We start from the raw sequence: 18,653 nt of genomic DNA, 5'->3' as shown, positions 1-18,653 counted from the left end.
CAGTATGGAAAACTGGATAGAATATCGAAAGAGAGAGATTCCAAGAGGGAAGTATAAAGCAAAGATTGTATGTGGTGATTCACATTTACTGACTGTAGAACTAAAAAGTGATAAAACTAGGATAATTCTTGGTTTTGGGAGTTGTGAGGCTATTAGAATATTTGAAAGAAAGTTTGTCGATTTAGACTTGTATGAGAATATCGAAGATTTGAAAAAGGATAATTTTTCTAATGTCATATATGAGGTTGAAGGTGGAAAATATTTGAAGGAAGTTATTTTGTATTCTGCAGGTTTTTTGGATCAGCCATATGTAAAGCAATATACTATCATTACAGATAACTTATTGATTGATGCGGTTTATTTAGGGGAGCCGTCTTCACTCTTAAAGAGAATCTATAAACTTGATTAACGATATTTAGAAAGGTTAGCTAAATTATGGAAAACTGGAAGATATATGGTGAAGGAATAGTACCAAAAGGCAAATATTCGGGAAATCTTTTTTATAAAGAAGGAGTAAAGCCTATAATAGAGTTAAAGTCTTGGAATAACGGCGAAATCATGTTTTATGTTAAGTTTGAATTTAATCAGGTTTATTCTGTTAGGGTATTTGAAGACGGAGCTGCATTTAATGAAATTTTTGAAGGTATGATGAAGTTTCCGCCTGACCGCCGTATAAATGTAATATATGAAGTAGAAGATGGTGATTATGCGAGGGATGTAAGGAAAATAGTTGGGAAGAAGCTAACAGGAGCAAGGATTTATCAGTATGTCATATTGACAGAAAACTATTTTTTTGAAGTTGTATCTGATTCAGAACCTATGATTACTCTGATTGAAGAGAAAGCTGAGAAGGAGATTAGGATTGAATATCAAGATGATTATAGGCAGGGGGAAGTTGATTTATTATTTAAACACCTTGAAGAGCCGGTTTATATGTCAAAAAGCGGCTCTTATTATGAGGCAGATGTAGAACTAACAAAGGGGGAATACTATTATAAGTACTTAGGTGAAGATGGTCTGGAGCTTATAGATAAGAAAAACAAATATATCTTCATAGATGAAAGCGGTTGCTGGTCGGTACTTACCATAGATGAAGACGGAGTAGTAGAGAAAGAGATAGAAAGCTCTGCTACGCTTATCGAATACGGGATTTCCCATAAGATGATGGAAGTAGTGCCTGATAAGGCTGAATCAAAGGTATTTGATGTAAGTAGAGACAAGGAAGCAGTATGCCTTCTTAGTTTTAATGAAATAAAAGGTCTTCATGTTGTGACTGTAGCATGGTATAATCCCAGTGGAGAGCTTTACAGGTTTGCGGAAAATGACTTTGGAAGCTATGAGGAAGCAGATGATGACAAAGTTATGGTCAGATTTTGGCTGAATTTGGCGGGAATAGATGAGGAAGACTTTGGGAACTGGACAGTGAGAGCTTTCTTGGATGGAGAAATGATAAAAGAGGATAACATTGTCATTTCTAAAAATGACACAGGGAAAATTGATGAACTGTGCTAGATGTATGATAAGGAGGAATGTTTCATGAAAATGGTTTATGCGATAGTTCACAGTGAGGATGGGGATTCTGTAGCAGAGGCTTTGATGGCTAGCGGATATATAGTGACCAAGCTTGCTACTACAGGAGGCTTTCTTAGGAGAGGCAATACTACTCTTTTAATTGGTGTCGAAGCAGAAGAGGTACAGAAGGTAATTGATATCATCATAAAAGAGTCAGGTAAGAGAGAACAGATTGTGTACAACCTTCCATATTCTCAGACAAGCGGAGTGCCTGTGACCAGCTATAATGCAGTACCAACCACAGTAGACGTGGGTGGTGCTACAATATTTGTGATAGATGTGGAAAGATTCGAAAAGGTATAAGTCTAATATAACTATATGGCATAGCTTACATTACTATCATTACTTGACATTGTGGATACCGATTGATATTATTGAAAACAAGTTTTAATAAAACATGCACAGCTAAGGAGATATATGAATAAAATTGTATTTTCGGTATTTGTAGATAACACCTCCGGTGTACTCAGCAGAGTGGCTGGACTTTTTAGTAGAAGAGGCTTTAATATTGACAGTCTTACCGTTAGTGAAACTGAGTGTCCTGTATACTCAAGAATGACAATAGTTTCTCACGGTGATGACCAGGTATTTGACCAGATTGAAAAGCAGCTTGCAAAGCTTGAGGATGTTAAGGAAGTAAAGGTACTTCATCCAGACAGCTCAGTAACCAGAGAGCTTATATTAGTTAAGCTTAAGGCTTCACAGGCAGACAGACAGGGGATAATTGCCACTTCTGACATCTTCAGAGCCAAGATAGTAGATGTCTCAAGTGAATCCCTTACTGTTGAGCTTACCGGTAATCAGACCAAGATAGAGGCATTTTTAAATCTTCTTGGTAAAGAGAAAATATTAGAGATGGTACGTACAGGTGTTACCGGTCTTGAAAGAGGCTCTAAAGCCCGTGGCGAAATGTGGGACGATTAGTTTTGTAGTCAAAATAAACTTAATAATATACGGAGGAATTAGTTATGTCAAACGCAAGGATATTTTATGAGAAGGATTGTAATCTTTCATTATTAGAGGGAAAGACAATTGCAATAATCGGTTACGGCAGCCAGGGACACGCTCATGCACTTAACCTTAAGGAGTCAGGCTGTAACGTGGTAGTTGGCCTCTATGAGGGAAGCAAATCCTGGGCAAAGGCTGAGTCACAGGGACTTAAGGTGCTTACAGCTGCTGAGGCTGCAAAGGCTGCAGACATAATCATGATTCTCATAAATGACGAACTTCAGGCTAAGCTTTATAAGGAGAGCATTGAACCAAATCTTGTACCTGGCAACATGCTTATGTTTGCGCACGGTTTCAACGTACACTATGGTCTCATTACAGCACCTGAAGGAGTAGATGTAACTATGATAGCTCCAAAGGCTCCCGGACATACGGTTCGTTCTGAGTACTTAGAGGGGAAAGGAACACCTTGTCTTGTTGCTGTACATCAGGATGCTACAGGTAAGGCTCTTGATATGGCACTTGCATATGGAGCAGGTATTGGTGGAGCCAGAGCAGGTATTCTTGAGACAACTTACAGAACTGAGACTGAGACAGACCTTTTTGGTGAGCAGGCTGTACTTTGTGGCGGTGTTTGCGCACTTATGCAGGCAGGTTTTGAGACTCTTGTTGAAGCAGGCTATGATCCAAGAAATGCGTATTTTGAGTGTGTTCACGAGATGAAGCTCATAGTTGACCTCATCTATCAGTCAGGCTTTGCAGGAATGAGATATTCTATATCCAACACTGCTGAGTATGGTGATTATATAACTGGTCCTAAGATTATAACTGATGAGACTAAGAAGGCTATGAAGAAGGTTCTTTCCGATATTCAGGATGGTACCTTTGCTAAGGAATTCTTACTTGATATGAGTGAGGCAGGTGGACAGGTACATTTTAAGGCTATGAGAAAGCTTCATGCTGAGCAGCAGCTAGAGCAGGTTGGTAAGGAGATTAGAAAGCTTTATAGCTGGAATAATGAAGGCGATAAGCTTATAAATAATTAGTTTTACGTTTTAAGGATAAGGGCATGGACTGATTATGGTTCATGCTCTTTTTCTATGCCTAACGCGCTCCCTTAGAGTGGTTACGGTCTACCCTGACATAGTCCAGATTCGCTCCGGCGTTCGCTTCGCTCAGCCTAACGCGCTCCCTTAGGGTGGTTACGGTCTGCCCTGACATAGTCCAGATTCGCTCCGGCGTTCGCTTCGCTCAGCCTAACGCGCTCCCTTAGGCTATGTCAGGGTAGACCTGTGTGGTGAAGGTATGAGGTAGCCTGAGATCTGAAATATAAAAAGAAATTATAGATTTGTCATAATATGACTGCTTATTATGATATAATAACCTTATGTGTTAAATGATTATTTATAAGCTTGTAATAGAGGATAGACGAGAAAGTAAAAGATAGGATGGTGGATATGGTTAGTCGGTGGTACATGAGGACTTTTAGGGGAGATTTTGACGGGATATCTGAGAGGTTTGGGATAAGCAAGATAGCTGCCAGAGTTTTGGTGAACAGGGAAAGAAAGACGGATGCAGAGATAGATGAGTATATAAGGGCTGAGGATATGGAACTAGCTGATCCTTCGCTTATGTGTGATTTAGTGAAGGCTTGTGAGGTTCTTAGTGAAAAGATAGGTACAGGAAAGAAGATAAGGGTAATTGGAGACTATGATGTGGATGGAGTTTGCTCTACTTTCATACTCTATGATTTTTTTAGGAGTATGGGGGCAGATATCAGCTATGTTATTCCTCACAGGGTGCAAGACGGCTATGGAATAAATATAGATATTGTTGACAAGGCCAAGAGTGATGGTATTGATACTATTATTACCTGTGACAATGGTATTGCGGCCTTTACTCAGGTAAAACACGCAAAGGAAATTGGACTAACTGTTCTAATTACAGACCACCACGATATTCCGCTTAATAATGAACTTCCGCCTGCTGACACTGTTACCAACCCTAAAAGGGAGGATTGTAACTATCCTTTTAAGGGACTTTGTGGTGCGGGAGTAGCTTATCAGCTCATTAATTATTATGCCGATAGATATGGAGAGACCTTTAATCAGAGCAAAAAAGTGGTGGAAAGTAAGTATCTGGCCTTTGCAGCTCTTGCCACTGTCTGTGATGTGATGGAGCTGATAGGCGAAAACAGGACTATAGTTAAAAAGGGCTTAAAGGCAATACATAATACTGAAAATATTGGTCTTAGAGCCTTGTTAGAGGTTTCAGAGCTTGTTGATAAGGAGAGCATTACAGTTTATCATTGTGGCTTTATCTTAGGCCCTATGATAAATGCTTCAGGCAGGCTTGAGTCCGCAGTTAAGGCAATTAAGCTGTTTCTTGAAAGTGACAGTGACAGGGCTGAGGCTGAGGCTAAAGAGCTTCAAGAGCTAAACAATGAGAGAAAGGAGATAACTGAGGAGGCTCTTGTAAGGGCTGTCGAGATAGCTGAAAGCCCTGAATACTTGAAAGATAAGATTTTGGTTATCTTAGTCCCTGATTGTCACGAGAGTATAGCGGGTATAGTTGCAGGCAGAATTAAGGAAAAGTTTTATAAGCCTACACTTATTTTTACCTATGCAGAGAGAGGGATTAAGGGTTCAGGCCGATCCATAGAAGACTATAATATGTTTGAAGAAATATCAAAATGCTCTGATTGCTTTGTAAAATTTGGCGGACATCCTATGGCTGCTGGGTTTTCATTGAAGGGAGACTCTACCGAGGAACAGATGGAATATCTTTTTAAATTGAGGAAGCAACTAAATGAAAATACCAGCTTAACTGAGGAGGAACTAAAACCTAAGGTGTTCTTTGACATGGAACTGCCTCCGTATTATGTGTCTGAAAAGCTAATTGAAGAGCTTTCTTCATTTGAGCCCTTTGGTACAGGCAATAGACCGCCAACCTTTGCTAAAAGAGATATCCTAGTGCAGTCCTTTAATATTATAGGGAAGAATGAAAATGCAGTAAGGCTTGAATTTACAGACGGTACAGACGGAAGAGTGTATAAAGGTATTTGGTTTGGAGATGCGAAAGGATTTGAAAGTTATTTTTTAAGCAAAGGCGATAGGAAGCTTGATATAATATATTCTCCACAGATAAATGAGTATAAGGGATTTAGGAATATACAGTTTAAGATAGAAGAATACAGATAAATATAAGAAGAATAAAGATAGGTGTAAATAGAGCCATACAGGCAAGAAGGGTTTGACTGTATGGCTCGTAAATGATTCGGTTTTTAGTAATGCTATGAACTGGAATGTATATGCGTTTTCACAGGTTATTTTATTACTGCTGTAGTGCTTTTTGAGGCGGTATGACCATATTTGTCGGTAACACTGTATGTTACGGTATAATTACCAGGTGTTTCAATATCAATATCATCTTCAATCTCTATATCGTCTGTGATGTCCTTTCCGTCATAAGAGACAGCCTTCACACCTTTTAAGAGGTCGTAGCTTGTATCTTTTGCTGAAAGAGTTATTTTCTTTGGAAGAGTTATAACAGGGTCCGTCTTTATGATAGGGCGTCCCTGACTCCAGGTGTCTGTAGGGTCAAATCCTGTGTATGTAGGATAAGGTGTAGGCTCCGGCTTTCCTAAAGGTCCCGGATTCTTTGATTCATATATGGTTACTCTCGTACCTAGTGAGCAGTTATCATATATCCACTTTGTGTCTGCTGCAGAGAGCCTTACACAGCCATGTGAAGCTGTTGAACCAAGCTTCTCAAATTGTCCCTTCATCAAAGTGCCTGCGTTTAACCTATAGTAGGGAATGGAATGAAAGAGTATCTGACCTACTATCCTTGTGGAGTACTGTCCCCACACATTGTATAAGAGCTGCCTCCAGCGGTATTTCACAGTGGTTCTGTAAGTACCTAGAGGAGTGAGGTTGCCTCCTGATGAGCACAGCATGGCTTTAACCGGCTTATATGAGCCATCTACCTGTCTTTTATATACAGTTACGGTGTTAGCAAGCCTGTTTACCTTGATATGATATTCTTCTGTAGCGGCCTTAGCTGGTAAGGTAAACATAAGAGAGCTGATTAGAATTGCAAAAATAAGCAAATAATTTATTAGTTTCTTTGTTTTCATAATGTCCTTTCTGTAACTTTTTGCCTAAATGGTATAAATTTTAGGTCAAAACTTGCCGATATAGTCATAGCGATAAAAATATTCGTTGTTAGTATAAAGTATAGGGACATAAAAGTAAACCCCATTTGATTCTCTAAGTGTAATATTTCCATAAGAATATTACAAAGATATCAGATAATTACAAAATAAAACCCTGTAATTCTAAATTTCTGTTAATATTTAATTGCTACTTTATATTGATTTTTGCACTAAAAGTCATTATAATAGAAGTAACTGGTTTTTTTTGCTTTTTAAAATCTGTAAGAAAAACTTAAGATTTATTAACAATTTTAATAGTATGTGTATAGGAGGTCAAACGTGATAGACGTTACAAAAATGAACGGTTTGGAGTTTACTATCAATGCTGACCTCATAGAGGTGATTGAGGAGGTTCCTGATACTGTTATTACCCTCACAACAGGGAAAAAAATCATGGTAAAGGAGAGCAGGCTTCAGATTAAAAGCCTCGTCAAGAACTATAAACGTGAGATTTTTACAGGGGCGATTTTGGATAAGGATCAGTAACCCTGTAATTTTGTGTGAAAGCTGCGATATAACCAATATACAAGTTAACATACTTGTATTATAACCACCCTATATGTAGGGAATAAACGAGAACGGAAGGTGACTGGCTTGGATATAGCTACTTTACTTGGACTTGTAATTTCGCTTGGACTTGTGCTTTTCTCAATTATGATGGACAATCCTGCGGCGATTATGGGATTCATCGATTTACCATCGGCACTCATTACCTTTGGTGGTGCTTTCATGATAGTTCTTGCTTCAAACAAGAACATAGGTGAATTTGTTTCCGGACTTAAGAGCTTTACTTTGGTTCTTAAGCCTGTAAGCTTTAATCAGTCTGAGGTAATTAAGGGAATTATCAATCTGTCTAATATTGCAAGAAAAGATGGTTTGCTTGCCCTTGAGGAAGCTTCTCAGAACATAGAAGATCCATTTCTTAAGAAGGGCATACTTCTTATAGTAGACGGTACAGACCCTGAGCTTGTAAGAGGTATTCTTGAGACTGAGATTTCCTGTATCGAAGAGAGGCATAAAAGCAAGTTCGGCTTTTGGGAGACTCTTGCAAGTATGGGACCTGCCTGGGGTATGATTGGTACTCTTATCGGTCTTGTAAACATGCTTGCTAACCTTTCAGATCCAAGTGCTATCGGTCCTGCGATGGCGATAGCGCTGATTACAACCTTCTACGGCTCCTTCCTTGCAAACTGGCTCTGCGCCCCTGTTACCAACAAGCTTAAATCAAACAGTGCAGAGGAGATTATGCTAAAGGGAATTATGGTTGAGGGCATATTATCCATTCAGGCGGGTGAGAACCCTAGAGTAATAGAGGAGAAACTGAAATCATTCTTAACACCTGCTGAACGTGAAGCATTCTCAGAAGGTGGTGGAGAGGAATAAAATATGGCAAGGAAGAAAAAACCGGAAGAGGCCAAGGCGGGCGCTCCCGAATGGATGGCAACCTTCTCTGACCTTATGAATCTGCTCTTATGTTTCTTCGTGCTTTTGTTCTCTATGAGTAGTACTGATACAGCCAAGTACAATGAAATTGTAGAGGCTATTACCTCCTCTTTCAGTATATTTTCGGGTGGTGGCTCCGCGCTTGACCAGGGTGTACTCGTATCAAGTGGAGTAAGCCAGCTCAATGAACTTGCTGAGTATTATTCTAATCTTGCAGTTGAAAATACTGCTGAAGAAGATGGAACAAAAGGCGGGAGTGGAAAGTCGGATTCGGAAAATACCAGTGAGAATAAACCGGAAAAAGATAATGTAAAAAAGGAAATCACTAAGGATGAGGTATTAAAGAAGTACGAGCAGGAAGTTAAAGAAGCCGCTGAAAAGAACTATGAAAAGGCATCTGAGGCTATCAACCAGTTTAAGCTAAATGATACAGTTCAGCTAAAGATGGATACTTCTTATAATTACATAGGACTTAGTATAGATGGATACTTTCTTTTTGATTCAGGACAGGCTGAACTTAAAAAGGGTGCTGACGTGGTACTTGACAAAGCAGCCGGCATCCTTAAGAAGTTTAAGGATACTGACATAGTAATTGAAGGACATACTGACAATGTTCCTCAGACTAATACAGTCAAGTTCAAGAATAACCTGTGGCTTTCAAGTGCCAGAGCGATGACTGTACTTGAGTATCTTACCAATGTGGAACATATGGACCCTAAGAGACTTTCTGCAAGCGGTAAGGGAGAATATGAGCCTATAGCTTCCAATAAGACACCTGAGGGAAGACAGAAGAACAGAAGAGTTGAAATAAAGATATATACTAAAGTTGCTGAATAAAAACTCTAAGGAGATTATTATGAAAAAGAACATGCTTACAATAGTGGCTATTGCTTTAAGCCTTATGAACCTCATACTAACTGCGGTTATTATGCTTTCGGTGGTTTCATCGGCTAAGGCTACCAACGCATTAGTATCAAACATAGCTTCTATTATTGATTTAGAGCTTGAGAATGATACCTCTAAGAACAAGGTATCTATAAGTGATATGGATGTAGTTACCTTTGATAAGTCCTTACAGATTAACCTTAAGGGCTCAGGAGACGGTAAAGACCATTATGCTGTTATCGACCAGATTTCTCTTTACCTGATTAAGACAGAGGATGACTACAAGACTATCTCAGAGAGCATGAAAAATGCAGACACTAAGTCAGGCTATGAGTCCACTATAGATGAGATTGTAAGTAACCAGTTCTCGCAGTATACTAAAGAAGAAGTGCAGAACAACAGAGAGGCTATAAAGGCTGCTGTACTTAAGGCTATTCAGGAGAAGTTCGGTACCCAGACTATGGCTGAAATTGCCTTTAAGAACCTGAGATTACAGTAATAAAACGTAAATGAATTAATTATAGGATGGTGAGGCTTAATGAGTGATATACTCTCGCAGGAAGAGATAGATAAGCTGCTGCGCGGAATTGAGAGCGGAGATGTAGACACGGATGACCTCAAGGAAACAGACGAGAAGGTGGTAAAGGACTATGACTTTGCAAGGCCGTCTAAGTTTTCAAAGGATCATTTACGTACCTTAGAGTCAATATTTGAGCACTATGGCAGGCTTCTCTCTGCCAATTTGCCGGCTTATCTAAGAAAGACTGTTCAGGTTGAGGTTAGAGGTTCTGAGGCCATTACATACCAGGAATTTCAGAACTCGCTTTCCAATCCTGTACTCTTAGCTATAATGAATCTATCGCCACTTAAGGGAAGCTGCATAATGGAGATGTCTAATAACCTTGGATACACCATTATTGACAGACTTTTGGGCGGAGAAGGTAATCCTATTGAAAAGACAAGAGATTTTTCTGAAATAGAAATAGTTGTAATTGAGAGAATCTTAAATATTTGTACAGGGTATTTACAGGAGCCTTGGCACAATGTTGTGGAGATAGACCCGAGGCTTATGCGTATAGAGACCAACTCACAGTACGCACAGATTATTTCACCTCAGGAAATGACGGCTCTTATTACTCTAAGTATCAAGATTGGTACTGTTGAAGGCTTTATGACCTTCTGCCTGCCTTTTACTTCTCTTGAAGAGGTAATGGATAAGCTAAATACTAAGTTCTGGTTCTCAGCTCTTCAGGAAAAGGATGACACCAACTATGGTGAGCAGATTGGAGAGATTATCGACAGAGCCCAGATACCTATCAGAGCAGTGCTTGGCAAGAGTGTTGTGTCTGTCAATGATTTTGTTAATCTACAACCGGGCGATGTGATAAGGCTTAACTCTAAGGTTGAAGATGAATTGGATGTGTTTGTAGGAAATATGAAGAAGTTTAAGGCACTGCCTGGAGCTTCATCAGGTGTATATGCACTTAGAATTACTAAAGTTATTAGGGAGGAAGAATAAGCCATGGACGGAATGCTTTCACAGGAAGAGATAAACGCGCTGCTAGGCGGTATGGGTGAAGATGGTGGTTCGGATTCTTCCGATACACAGGCAGGCGCAGGCAGTGTACCTTTATCAAGCGAGGAAAAGGATGCCATAGGAGAGATTTCTAATATTAGTATGGGTACAGCGGCAACTACGCTTTCTACCCTGCTTAACCAGAAGGTTCTTATAACTACTCCTAATGTATCTATTGCAAATTGGGAAGATATATCGCAGTCATATGACAGGCCTTGTGTATTTATTCAGATTTCATATATTGAAGGCCTTGATGGTAATAATATTCTTATTCTTAGAGAAAAGGATGTTAAGATAATCACAGATCTTATGATGGGTGGAAACGGAGAAGATGTAGATGGAACTGAGCTTTCTGAACTTCATCTATCTGCTATTTGTGAGGCTATGAATCAGATGATGGGCTCAGCTGCCACCTCTATTTCATCAGTACTTGAAAAGAAGGTTGATATCAGCCCTCCAACAGCGAGCCTCATAGATATGGACGGCTCTATAGATGAAGAGGGATTTGGTGATTTCCTTAAGGGAGAGTTTGTAAAGGTTTCATTCAGACTGGAGATAGGGACACTGATTGATAGTGAACTTATGCAGCTTTATCCTATAGATTTTGCAAAGGAGTTGTATAACAAATTTATGTCATCATCAGAATTAGACCAGCCTGCACCAGCAGCACCTACGCCAGCACCTGCACCGGCAGCGCCTACACCGGGACCTGCACCTGCTATGTCAGCACCTCCTCAGGGATATGCACAGCCTATGCAGCCTGCACAGCCGGTAAATGTAGCTCCTGCACAGTTCCAGGCTTTTGATAATACAATCAATCCTCTGATGCAGCAGGAAAATATAGGCCTCATTATGGATGTACCTCTTGAGGTAACTGTAGAGCTTGGAAGAACGAATAAGACCATTAAGGAAATTCTTGACTTCTCGCCGGGTACAATCATTGAGCTAAATAAGCTTGCCGGTGAAGCCATCGACCTCCTTGTAAACGGTAAATACGTGGCAAAGGGTGAGGTTGTAGTTATCGAGGATAACTTTGGTATAAGAATAACTGAAATAATCAAATAATATCTCCGTTAGATGTAGAGCTTATGGTAAGGTGTTTGCCTTATGATGACGCTTGCACACGCTTTTTATGGAGGATAAACATGGTTCTATCAAGAACGGCAGGTACATTAGGCAGCATTGCGCAAATATTCGGAATGCTTGTTGCATTTGCAGTGATAGTCGCTGCTGCCTACTATGTATCTAAGTATTTTAGCAAATATGCACTGAAAACCAGAGAAAATAGCAATATAAAGGTTGTTGAAACAAGCAGGGTTACTGCAGATAAGTATTTGCAGATTGTAGAAGTAGGCGGAAGATACTTCTTAATCGGAATAACCAAAACAAATATCAGCCTTATATCGGAAGTTGATGGAGACCGGATTAAGGCTAACTTACCTGTAGAAACTGAAAGGTTTTCTTTTAAGGAATTTTTGGACAGAGCTAAATCAAAAGAAAAATAAGAAAAGGCTGGTAATATGAGAGAACATCCTTTATGTACGAAAAAGTTTAATTTACTATATCTTGGGATTGTTTTAGTGCTTATATGTACCTCCCTTTTTTTTGTTACTCCGGCTTATGCGATAGACAACAGAACAGGGAATACAGTGGACAGAAGCTCCAATGACAACAATAGCTTTACTACAGGAACTTCTCCATACAATATAGGTATCAATCTCACAACAAATGGTGAACAGAGCGGACTGGCGGCTACGCTTAGGATAGTATTGGTTCTAACCGTACTGGGACTTGCGCCTTCTATCCTCATTCTGCTTACATCTTTTACGAGAATTCTCGTTGTACTTCATTTTGTGAGGTCTGCACTTACTACGCAGACTACTCCGCCCAATCAGGTACTTACAGGTCTTGCGTTATTTCTTACCTGGTTTATAATGTCGCCCATATTTATACAGATAAATACAGAGGCGCTTAAACCGCTTACAGACGGCAATATTACTTTCGAACAGGCTTACGAGATAGGAATAAAGCCTCTAAGAACCTTTATGTACAAGCAGACCAATACCAAGGATATAAGGCTCTTTCTTGATATAGCAGGGATAGAAGAAGTTAAGGATATGGATGAAATACCTACAAATGTGCTGATTCCCGCATTTATAATCAGTGAGCTTAGAGCTGCATTTATCATTGGTTTTTGCATATACATACCTTTCCTTGTTATAGACATGGTTGTGTCCTCTACACTTATGTCAATGGGTATGATGATGCTCCCGCCTACTACCATATCTATGCCTTTTAAGATTCTGCTTTTCATCATGGTAGACGGATGGGATCTGGTTATAGGCAATCTTGTTAAATCATTTGTTAAATAGAATAGGAGGCAGTTATGAGCGCAGATAAGGTCATAGATATTTCCAGAGAAACGGTTATGCTCATACTAAAGTTATCTGCACCTATGCTCCTTGCATCACTTGTGGTAGGTCTTATAATAAGCCTTATTCAGACGATTACATCCATACAGGAGCAGACACTTACCTTTGTACCAAAGCTTATTGTGACTATGCTTATGCTGGTACTTACAGGAGGATGGATGATGACAAGCCTTTCGGAGTTTACTACTGAGCTTTTCTCAGGCTTTGGTGACTACATATATGAGTCAACAGGCTTTATAGGGTACATAGTAACATTACTGTAAACATAACATATAGAAAGTTTGGGGATGAAAATGCAACTGCAGTTTACTGTTGAGAATTTAGAATATTTTTTATTCATAGTTACTCGTGTATCTGCATTTGTGTTTACAGCTCCATTTTTTAGTTTTGGCAGTATTCCAAGGCAGTTTAAGATAGCGTTTACGCTTATTTTCTCTACCTTGCTCTACCTTACTCTTCCCAGTGTGCCTGTCACCTATCCCGGGGTTATAGGGTTTTCGCTTATGGTTATGTCTGAGGCCTTGGCAGGGGCGTTGCTTGGGTATTTTACCAACATAGTTATGACCATACTTAACTTTACAGGCAGACTCATAGATATGGAAATAGGCTTTGCCATGGTTACCATGTATGACCCTGTATTCAAGGTAGATACATCTGTTACAGGAAATCTCTACAATTATTTTGTGATTATCCTTCTTCTGGTAAATGATTTTCATCATTACTTCTTAAAGGCTTTTGTGGATGCCTTTAAGGTAGTTCCTATTGGAAGGGCTGTAATAAGTGCCAATACAGTAAACGTAATAACTTATTTCCTGGGCAATTATTTTATGATAGCAATGAGACTGATGCTGCCGATATATGCCACAATGCTCTTAGTAAATGTGGTGCTTGGTGTTATGGCTAAGGTGGCACCGCAGATGAATATGTTCGTTGTGGGCATTCAGCTTAAACTTCTTGGAGGACTTGTGGTTATGATACTTATGATGTCTATGCTTCCCGGAGTGGCAAATTATATTACCAAAGAAATGCAGGATGTATTCCTAAGGGCGGTGGAGGCGCTTAAATCATAGTGATTTTTTGGGTTAAAGATTGCAAAGATGATAGAAATACTATACAATTAAGGGATAGGAGATTTGCATATAACCTCCAGTTTTTTGGTGAGGGAGGAGATAAGACAGAGAAGGCAACTCCTAAGAAGTTAGATGATGCCAGAAAAGAAGGGCGTGTTGCCAGAAGTTCTGATTTGATAAATGGCTTTATGCTTTTACTTATGTTCTTTGTGCTAAAGCTCTTTGGAGGCATTATGGCTAATCTTTTCCTTGACAGCTTTGTCAAGTATTATAACAAGGCCTCTGATATATCGATGGAAGTATTTGATGTGAGACAGGCTGTGAATCTTAGCAATGAGATTGTTTTAGATATAGTTATTGCAAGCCTGCCTGTACTTATAGGAAGCTTTGTGGTTGCTCTTGTGGGCAACATAGTTCAGGTCGGTTGGAAGGTAACGGGCAAGCCCCTAAAGCCCAAACTTGACAGGTTAAACCCCATAGGTGGGCTTAAGAGGATGTTCTCTCAGGAAAAGGTTGTAGAACTTATCAAATCCATACTTAAGGTACTTGCTATTGCTCTTGTTGCATATAATGAAGTTAAAGACAGATGGAAGTTCATCCTCAATCTCTATGACTTCGAATTTATGCAGGCAATACTTAATATTTTTGATATTGTTTTGGATGTAGGCATCAAAATCAGCGTCATCTTTGTTGTCATAGGACTTGCGGATTTTGGCTATCAGAAGTGGAAACACTTACACGATTTGAGGATGAGTAAGCAGGAAGTTAAAGATGAAATGAAGCAGAGCGAAGGTGATCCTCAGATTAAAGGCCAGATTAGGCAGAAGATGAGAGAGGGAGCCAGAAGAAGGATGATGCAGGATCTTCCTAAGGCGGATGTGGTTATTACTAACCCTACTCATTTTGCTGTAGCAGTCAAATACGATAAGGAGACGGCAGAGGCCCCTTATGTACTTGCAAAGGGTGCTGACTATGTTGCGGCAAATATCAAAGAGATAGCAAAGCAGAACAACATAGAAATAGTTGAGAATAAGCCACTTGCCCGTATGCTTTATTACAACGTGGAAATCGGTGACCAGATACCGCCTGAGCTGTATCAGATGGTTGCGGAGGTACTGGCTTATGTATATAGTGTTAAAAATAAAGAAATACTTATAAGTTAATAATTATTCTTAGATTATAAAGAGAGGAGGGGTGTCTACATGGGAAATAAAGCCGGTTTTGGTATCGGTGGCTTCGTGCTCCTTTCAGTTGTTATGTTTATTATTCCCATTCCAAGTGTGCTTTTGGATGTTTTGTTGGCAGTCAACCTTTCGTTAGCGATGATAGTGCTTTTCAATGCAATGTTTTCAAAAGAAGCTTTGGACATGTCAAGCTTCCCTACAATTTTACTTTTTACTACAATATTTAGAATATCGCTTAATATTTCTTCTACAAGGCTCATTCTCCGTACAGGAGATCCGGGAAACGTAGTTAGGACCTTCGGACAGTTCGTAGGTGGAGGAGATCTTATAGTAGGTATCATTGTATTCTTCATCCTTGTTTTGGTACAGTTTATAGTAATCAACCAGGGTTCTGAACGAGTAGCTGAGGTTTCAGCGAGATTTACACTCGATGCTATGCCCGGTAAGCAGATGGCTATAGATGCTGACCTGAATACAGGTGCTCTTACAGATGAACAGGCAAAGGAAAAAAGACAGAAGATTCAGGATGAAGCTTCTTTCTTCGGCTCAATGGATGGTGCGAGTAAGTACGTAAAGGGAGATGCTATTGCGGGTCTTATTATCTCTGTAATCAACTTTGCGGGAGGTATTGCCCTAGGTGTGCTGCAGAGAGGAATGGATGTAAATACAGCCCTTAGTACATATTCCATACTTACAATCGGTGATGGTCTGGTATCTCAGATTCCTTCCCTCCTTATTTCTCTGGCAACAGGTGTACTGGTAACGAAGGTAAGTAAAGAGGCAGACCTTGGAGATATCCTTGTTAAGCAGTTGTTCTCCATACCAAGAGTGCTTTTCCTGGTTGGAGGAGCGATGATATTCTTTGGTGTGGCTACACCTCTTTCAACGGTTATCTTTGTTCCTATGGGACTAGCCTTCCTGCTATCAGGTTGGAGGATGTCAAAGAACCTTGGAGAAGAAGAAATCGAATCTGAGGTTATTGCAGAAGAAGAGGCTGCAGAAGAAGTCAGAAAACCTGAAAATGTTAACTCACTCCTTCAGGTAGACTCTATAGAGTTAGAGTTTGGATACGGTATCATACCTCTTGCTGATGTAAATCAGGGGGGAGACCTCCTTGACAGAGTAGTAATGATTAGAAGGCAGATAGCTATAGAACTTGGCTGTATAGTTCCTATCATAAGGCTTAGAGATAATATCCAGCTAAATCCCAATCAGTATGTAATTAAGATAAAGGGAGTTCCTGTAAGTGAAGGAGAGATACTCTTTGACCACTACATGGCGATGAACCCCGGATATGTAGAAGAGGAAATCACAGGTATTCCTACCTTTGAGCCTTCCTTTAACCTTCCTGCCATCTGGATAACTGAGTCTCAGCGTGAAAGGGCAGAAACCCTTGGATACACGGTAGTTGACCCACCGTCTATCATAGCTACTCACATTACTGAGATTGTAAGAAGACATATCTGGGAGCTTCTTACAAGGCAGGATGTACAGAATCTTATTGACAACATAAAGGATAAGGACCAGGCTCTTATATCAGAACTTGTGCCTAAACTCCTTAGTGTGGGCGAGATTCAGAAGGTACTCCAAAATCTCCTAAGAGAGAGTATATCGATAAGGGATTTGGTAACTATACTCGAAACCCTTGCGGACTACGCAACAACTACCCACGATACAGATGTGCTTACGGAGTATGTAAGGCAGGGGCTTAAGAGGGCCATATCCAATAAGTATTTTCCTCCTAATGAGACTACCAGTGTAGTAACACTTGATCCAAAGATTGAACAGGAGATTATGAATTCTGTAAAACAGACCGAGCAGGGGGCATATCTTACCATAGACCCTGCTGTTGCACAGAATATAATGGATTCACTTAAGATAGAAATAGACAAGCTCGACAAATTAGGAAAGGTTCCGATAGTAATGACCTCACCAATAGTAAGGATGTACTTCAAGAAGCTGACCATGGACTATTTTGCTGATCTGATAGTGCTTTCTTACAATGAGGTAGAATCTAACGTTGAATTACAATCGGTAGGTATGGTAACTATATGATAATTAAAAAATTTAAGGCGGAAACTGAGAAAGATGCTATCCTTTTGGCAAAAGAAGAACTTGGCGGAGATGCAGTTGTAATGAATATCAAAACTACAACACCAAAGGGATTTTTTAGGTTCTTACGTAAACCATATGTGGAGGTTACGGCTGCAATTGATGAGAACATCGAAAGTAAGCCTAAAACTGAACCTGTTACCGAAGGGGCTGTTCCTAAGCCTGCTCTAAAGCCTGTTCCTCCTGTAGCAAATGAGGTATCTGCTATAGAGAAGAAGCTAAACGACCTTCAGGGACTTCTTGAAAAGCAGTTAAATGATTCCAAAATCAAAGAAATAAGAGATGGTTCAAAGGCGGCAGAAGCTGTGGTAAAACCGTCTGAAATAATAGGTGATTTTTCGGACAGCCTTGAGGCAGACGTTCATGCTGAAGCCGCTCAGGCAGACAAGAATCAGGATAAGAAGGAAAGCAAGCTTAATGCCTGTATGCAGCTCATATACAAGCAGCTTTTAAGCAATGAAGTAGATGAAAAGTATGTGAATGAAATAACAGGTGAAATAGAGAATTCAATTAAGAAGGATGCACAGCTTGACCGCATTCTTGGTGCTGTATATCAGAAGCTTGTCCTTAAGCTTGGACAGCCTAGCCTCATAGAAGCTGCTCCCGGTAAGACTAAGTATGTATTCTTCCTTGGTCCTACAGGAGTAGGGAAAACTACTACCATAGCTAAGATTGCTTCTAGTTTTAAGATTAAAGAAAAGAGAAATATAGGTCTTCTTACCGCCGATACCTACAGGATAGCTGCAGTGGAACAGCTAAGAACCTATGCTAATATACTTGGTATACCGCTAAGTGTGGTATATTCTGCTTCTGAGATACAAGAAGCAAGGAAAGACCTTGATAGATACGAGATTGTTCTTGTGGATACAGCAGGAAGGTCGGATAAAAATATAGAGCAGATTGATGAACTTAAGAGGCTCATTAGTACTGTTCCAGAAGAAGACAGGGAAGTATATCTGGTGCTATCAGCCACAACCAAGTACGGAGACTTGATGCGGATTGCTGAGACCTATAAGGAGGTAGCAGATTATAAGCTCATTTTTACAAAGGTAGATGAGACTGGGACTATAGGAAATATTTACAACATTCTGATGCAGACGGGTGCGAGCCTTTCTTATGTGACATTTGGTCAGAATGTTCCGGATGACATAAGCGCAGCGGATACACAGGCAATTGCAAAACAATTGTTATCATAAATTGTAACTATAAAGAGAA

Annotated in this window: 20 protein-coding genes; 19 read left to right on the top strand and 1 reads right to left on the bottom strand. The window is 39.9% G+C overall.

The window, feature by feature from the left end; genetic code table 11:
• Nucleotides 1-4: 4 nt before the first annotated feature.
• The 6 genes from ACO6HM_RS05670 to recJ all read left to right on the top strand — a co-directional run bounded on the left by ACO6HM_RS05670 (nt 5) and on the right by recJ (nt 5,720).
• Complete coding sequence (locus ACO6HM_RS05670) at nt 5-409, top strand: hypothetical protein (RefSeq protein ID WP_485390164.1); 405 nt, start codon at nt 5-7, stop codon at nt 407-409.
• Between the two features lie 26 nt (nt 410-435).
• Nucleotides 436-1,512: a hypothetical protein gene (locus tag ACO6HM_RS05665; protein ID WP_485390163.1), complete on the top strand. Its 1,077-nt coding sequence runs from the start codon at nt 436-438 to the stop codon at nt 1,510-1,512.
• Nucleotides 1,513-1,536: 24 nt separating this feature from the next.
• On the top strand, nt 1,537-1,875 hold the full coding sequence (locus ACO6HM_RS05660; RefSeq protein WP_485390162.1) for a cyclic-di-AMP receptor: 339 nt from the start codon (nt 1,537-1,539) through the stop codon (nt 1,873-1,875).
• 114 nt (nt 1,876-1,989) lie between these two features.
• On the top strand, nt 1,990-2,496 hold the full coding sequence (ilvN, locus tag ACO6HM_RS05655) for an acetolactate synthase small subunit (protein ID WP_485390161.1): 507 nt from the start codon (nt 1,990-1,992) through the stop codon (nt 2,494-2,496).
• 44 nt (nt 2,497-2,540) lie between these two features.
• Complete coding sequence (ilvC, locus tag ACO6HM_RS05650; protein ID WP_485390160.1) at nt 2,541-3,566, top strand: ketol-acid reductoisomerase; 1,026 nt, start codon at nt 2,541-2,543, stop codon at nt 3,564-3,566.
• Nucleotides 3,567-3,995: 429 nt separating this feature from the next.
• Complete coding sequence (recJ, locus tag ACO6HM_RS05645) at nt 3,996-5,720, top strand: single-stranded-DNA-specific exonuclease RecJ (RefSeq protein ID WP_485390159.1); 1,725 nt, start codon at nt 3,996-3,998, stop codon at nt 5,718-5,720.
• Between the two features lie 125 nt (nt 5,721-5,845).
• Here recJ and ACO6HM_RS05640 read toward each other — a convergent pair whose 3' ends face one another.
• Complete coding sequence (locus ACO6HM_RS05640; RefSeq protein ID WP_485390158.1) at nt 5,846-6,658, bottom strand: L,D-transpeptidase; 813 nt, start codon at nt 6,656-6,658, stop codon at nt 5,846-5,848.
• A gap of 357 nt (nt 6,659-7,015) precedes the next feature.
• Here ACO6HM_RS05640 and ACO6HM_RS05635 point away from each other — a divergent pair, with 357 nt between their 5' ends.
• The 13 genes from ACO6HM_RS05635 (at nt 7,016) to flhF (ending at nt 18,634) form a co-directional block, all read left to right on the top strand.
• Nucleotides 7,016-7,222 carry a flagellar FlbD family protein gene (locus ACO6HM_RS05635; protein WP_208428968.1) on the top strand — a complete coding sequence of 69 codons (207 nt, stop codon included), beginning with the start codon at nt 7,016-7,018 and terminating at the stop codon, nt 7,220-7,222.
• Between the two features lie 108 nt (nt 7,223-7,330).
• Entirely contained in the window at nt 7,331-8,119 is a 789-nt protein-coding gene (locus ACO6HM_RS05630) for a motility protein A (RefSeq protein WP_485380359.1), read from the top strand.
• Between the two features lie 3 nt (nt 8,120-8,122).
• Nucleotides 8,123-9,016 (top strand): OmpA family protein, encoded by an 894-nt coding sequence (locus ACO6HM_RS05625; RefSeq protein ID WP_485390157.1) that lies wholly within the window; start codon nt 8,123-8,125, stop codon nt 9,014-9,016.
• 19 nt (nt 9,017-9,035) lie between these two features.
• Nucleotides 9,036-9,563: a flagellar basal body-associated FliL family protein gene (locus ACO6HM_RS05620; RefSeq protein WP_208428965.1), complete on the top strand. Its 528-nt coding sequence runs from the start codon at nt 9,036-9,038 to the stop codon at nt 9,561-9,563.
• 39 nt (nt 9,564-9,602) lie between these two features.
• Nucleotides 9,603-10,583 carry a flagellar motor switch protein FliM gene (gene fliM / locus ACO6HM_RS05615; protein WP_208428964.1) on the top strand — a complete coding sequence of 327 codons (981 nt, stop codon included), beginning with the start codon at nt 9,603-9,605 and terminating at the stop codon, nt 10,581-10,583.
• 3 nt (nt 10,584-10,586) lie between these two features.
• Nucleotides 10,587-11,705 (top strand): flagellar motor switch phosphatase FliY, encoded by a 1,119-nt coding sequence (fliY, locus tag ACO6HM_RS05610; RefSeq protein ID WP_485390156.1) that lies wholly within the window; start codon nt 10,587-10,589, stop codon nt 11,703-11,705.
• 80 nt (nt 11,706-11,785) lie between these two features.
• Entirely contained in the window at nt 11,786-12,145 is a 360-nt protein-coding gene (gene fliO / locus ACO6HM_RS05605; RefSeq protein WP_485390155.1) for a flagellar biosynthetic protein FliO, read from the top strand.
• Between the two features lie 15 nt (nt 12,146-12,160).
• Complete coding sequence (fliP, locus tag ACO6HM_RS05600; protein WP_208428961.1) at nt 12,161-13,012, top strand: flagellar type III secretion system pore protein FliP; 852 nt, start codon at nt 12,161-12,163, stop codon at nt 13,010-13,012.
• A 14-nt stretch (nt 13,013-13,026) separates the two neighbouring features.
• Nucleotides 13,027-13,335 carry a flagellar biosynthesis protein FliQ gene (gene fliQ / locus ACO6HM_RS05595; RefSeq protein WP_208428960.1) on the top strand — a complete coding sequence of 103 codons (309 nt, stop codon included), beginning with the start codon at nt 13,027-13,029 and terminating at the stop codon, nt 13,333-13,335.
• Nucleotides 13,336-13,365: 30 nt separating this feature from the next.
• Nucleotides 13,366-14,142 carry a flagellar biosynthetic protein FliR gene (gene fliR / locus ACO6HM_RS05590; protein WP_485378493.1) on the top strand — a complete coding sequence of 259 codons (777 nt, stop codon included), beginning with the start codon at nt 13,366-13,368 and terminating at the stop codon, nt 14,140-14,142.
• Entirely contained in the window at nt 14,142-15,305 is a 1,164-nt protein-coding gene (gene flhB, locus ACO6HM_RS05585; protein WP_485390154.1) for a flagellar biosynthesis protein FlhB, read from the top strand. The genes fliR and flhB overlap by 1 nt, the downstream gene beginning before the upstream one ends.
• Before the next feature lie 39 nt (nt 15,306-15,344).
• A complete protein-coding gene (gene flhA, locus ACO6HM_RS05580; protein WP_485390153.1) occupies nt 15,345-17,381 on the top strand; it encodes a flagellar biosynthesis protein FlhA in 2,037 nt (678 codons plus the stop codon).
• Entirely contained in the window at nt 17,378-18,634 is a 1,257-nt protein-coding gene (gene flhF, locus ACO6HM_RS05575) for a flagellar biosynthesis GTPase FlhF (RefSeq protein WP_485390152.1), read from the top strand. The genes flhA and flhF overlap by 4 nt, the downstream gene beginning before the upstream one ends.
• Nucleotides 18,635-18,653: the final 19 nt, after the last annotated feature.

The organism is Catonella sp. (assembly GCF_057250765.1).
Note: the sequence above shows the minus strand (reverse complement) of the source record. Positions and strands in the feature narration are given on the sequence as shown.

What these genes read in the sequence shown, in the direction of transcription:
- ACO6HM_RS05670 (WP_485390164.1), top strand. Translation starts at nt 5, where the DNA reads ATGGAAAACTGGATAGAATATCGAAAGAGAGAGATTCCAAGAGGGAAG.
- ACO6HM_RS05665 (WP_485390163.1), top strand. Translation starts at nt 436, where the DNA reads ATGGAAAACTGGAAGATATATGGTGAAGGAATAGTACCAAAAGGCAAA.
- ACO6HM_RS05660 (WP_485390162.1), top strand. Translation starts at nt 1,537, where the DNA reads ATGAAAATGGTTTATGCGATAGTTCACAGTGAGGATGGGGATTCTGTA.
- ilvN (WP_485390161.1), top strand. Translation starts at nt 1,990, where the DNA reads ATGAATAAAATTGTATTTTCGGTATTTGTAGATAACACCTCCGGTGTA.
- ilvC (WP_485390160.1), top strand. Translation starts at nt 2,541, where the DNA reads ATGTCAAACGCAAGGATATTTTATGAGAAGGATTGTAATCTTTCATTA.
- recJ (WP_485390159.1), top strand. Translation starts at nt 3,996, where the DNA reads ATGAGGACTTTTAGGGGAGATTTTGACGGGATATCTGAGAGGTTTGGG.
- ACO6HM_RS05640 (WP_485390158.1), bottom strand. Translation starts at nt 6,658, where the DNA reads ATGAAAACAAAGAAACTAATAAATTATTTGCTTATTTTTGCAATTCTA.
- ACO6HM_RS05625 (WP_485390157.1), top strand. Translation starts at nt 8,123, where the DNA reads ATGGCAAGGAAGAAAAAACCGGAAGAGGCCAAGGCGGGCGCTCCCGAA.
- ACO6HM_RS05620 (WP_208428965.1), top strand. Translation starts at nt 9,036, where the DNA reads ATGAAAAAGAACATGCTTACAATAGTGGCTATTGCTTTAAGCCTTATG.
- fliM (WP_208428964.1), top strand. Translation starts at nt 9,603, where the DNA reads ATGAGTGATATACTCTCGCAGGAAGAGATAGATAAGCTGCTGCGCGGA.
- fliY (WP_485390156.1), top strand. Translation starts at nt 10,587, where the DNA reads ATGGACGGAATGCTTTCACAGGAAGAGATAAACGCGCTGCTAGGCGGT.
- fliO (WP_485390155.1), top strand. Translation starts at nt 11,786, where the DNA reads ATGGTTCTATCAAGAACGGCAGGTACATTAGGCAGCATTGCGCAAATA.
- fliP (WP_208428961.1), top strand. Translation starts at nt 12,161, where the DNA reads ATGAGAGAACATCCTTTATGTACGAAAAAGTTTAATTTACTATATCTT.
- fliQ (WP_208428960.1), top strand. Translation starts at nt 13,027, where the DNA reads ATGAGCGCAGATAAGGTCATAGATATTTCCAGAGAAACGGTTATGCTC.
- fliR (WP_485378493.1), top strand. Translation starts at nt 13,366, where the DNA reads ATGCAACTGCAGTTTACTGTTGAGAATTTAGAATATTTTTTATTCATA.
- flhA (WP_485390153.1), top strand. Translation starts at nt 15,345, where the DNA reads ATGGGAAATAAAGCCGGTTTTGGTATCGGTGGCTTCGTGCTCCTTTCA.
- flhF (WP_485390152.1), top strand. Translation starts at nt 17,378, where the DNA reads ATGATAATTAAAAAATTTAAGGCGGAAACTGAGAAAGATGCTATCCTT.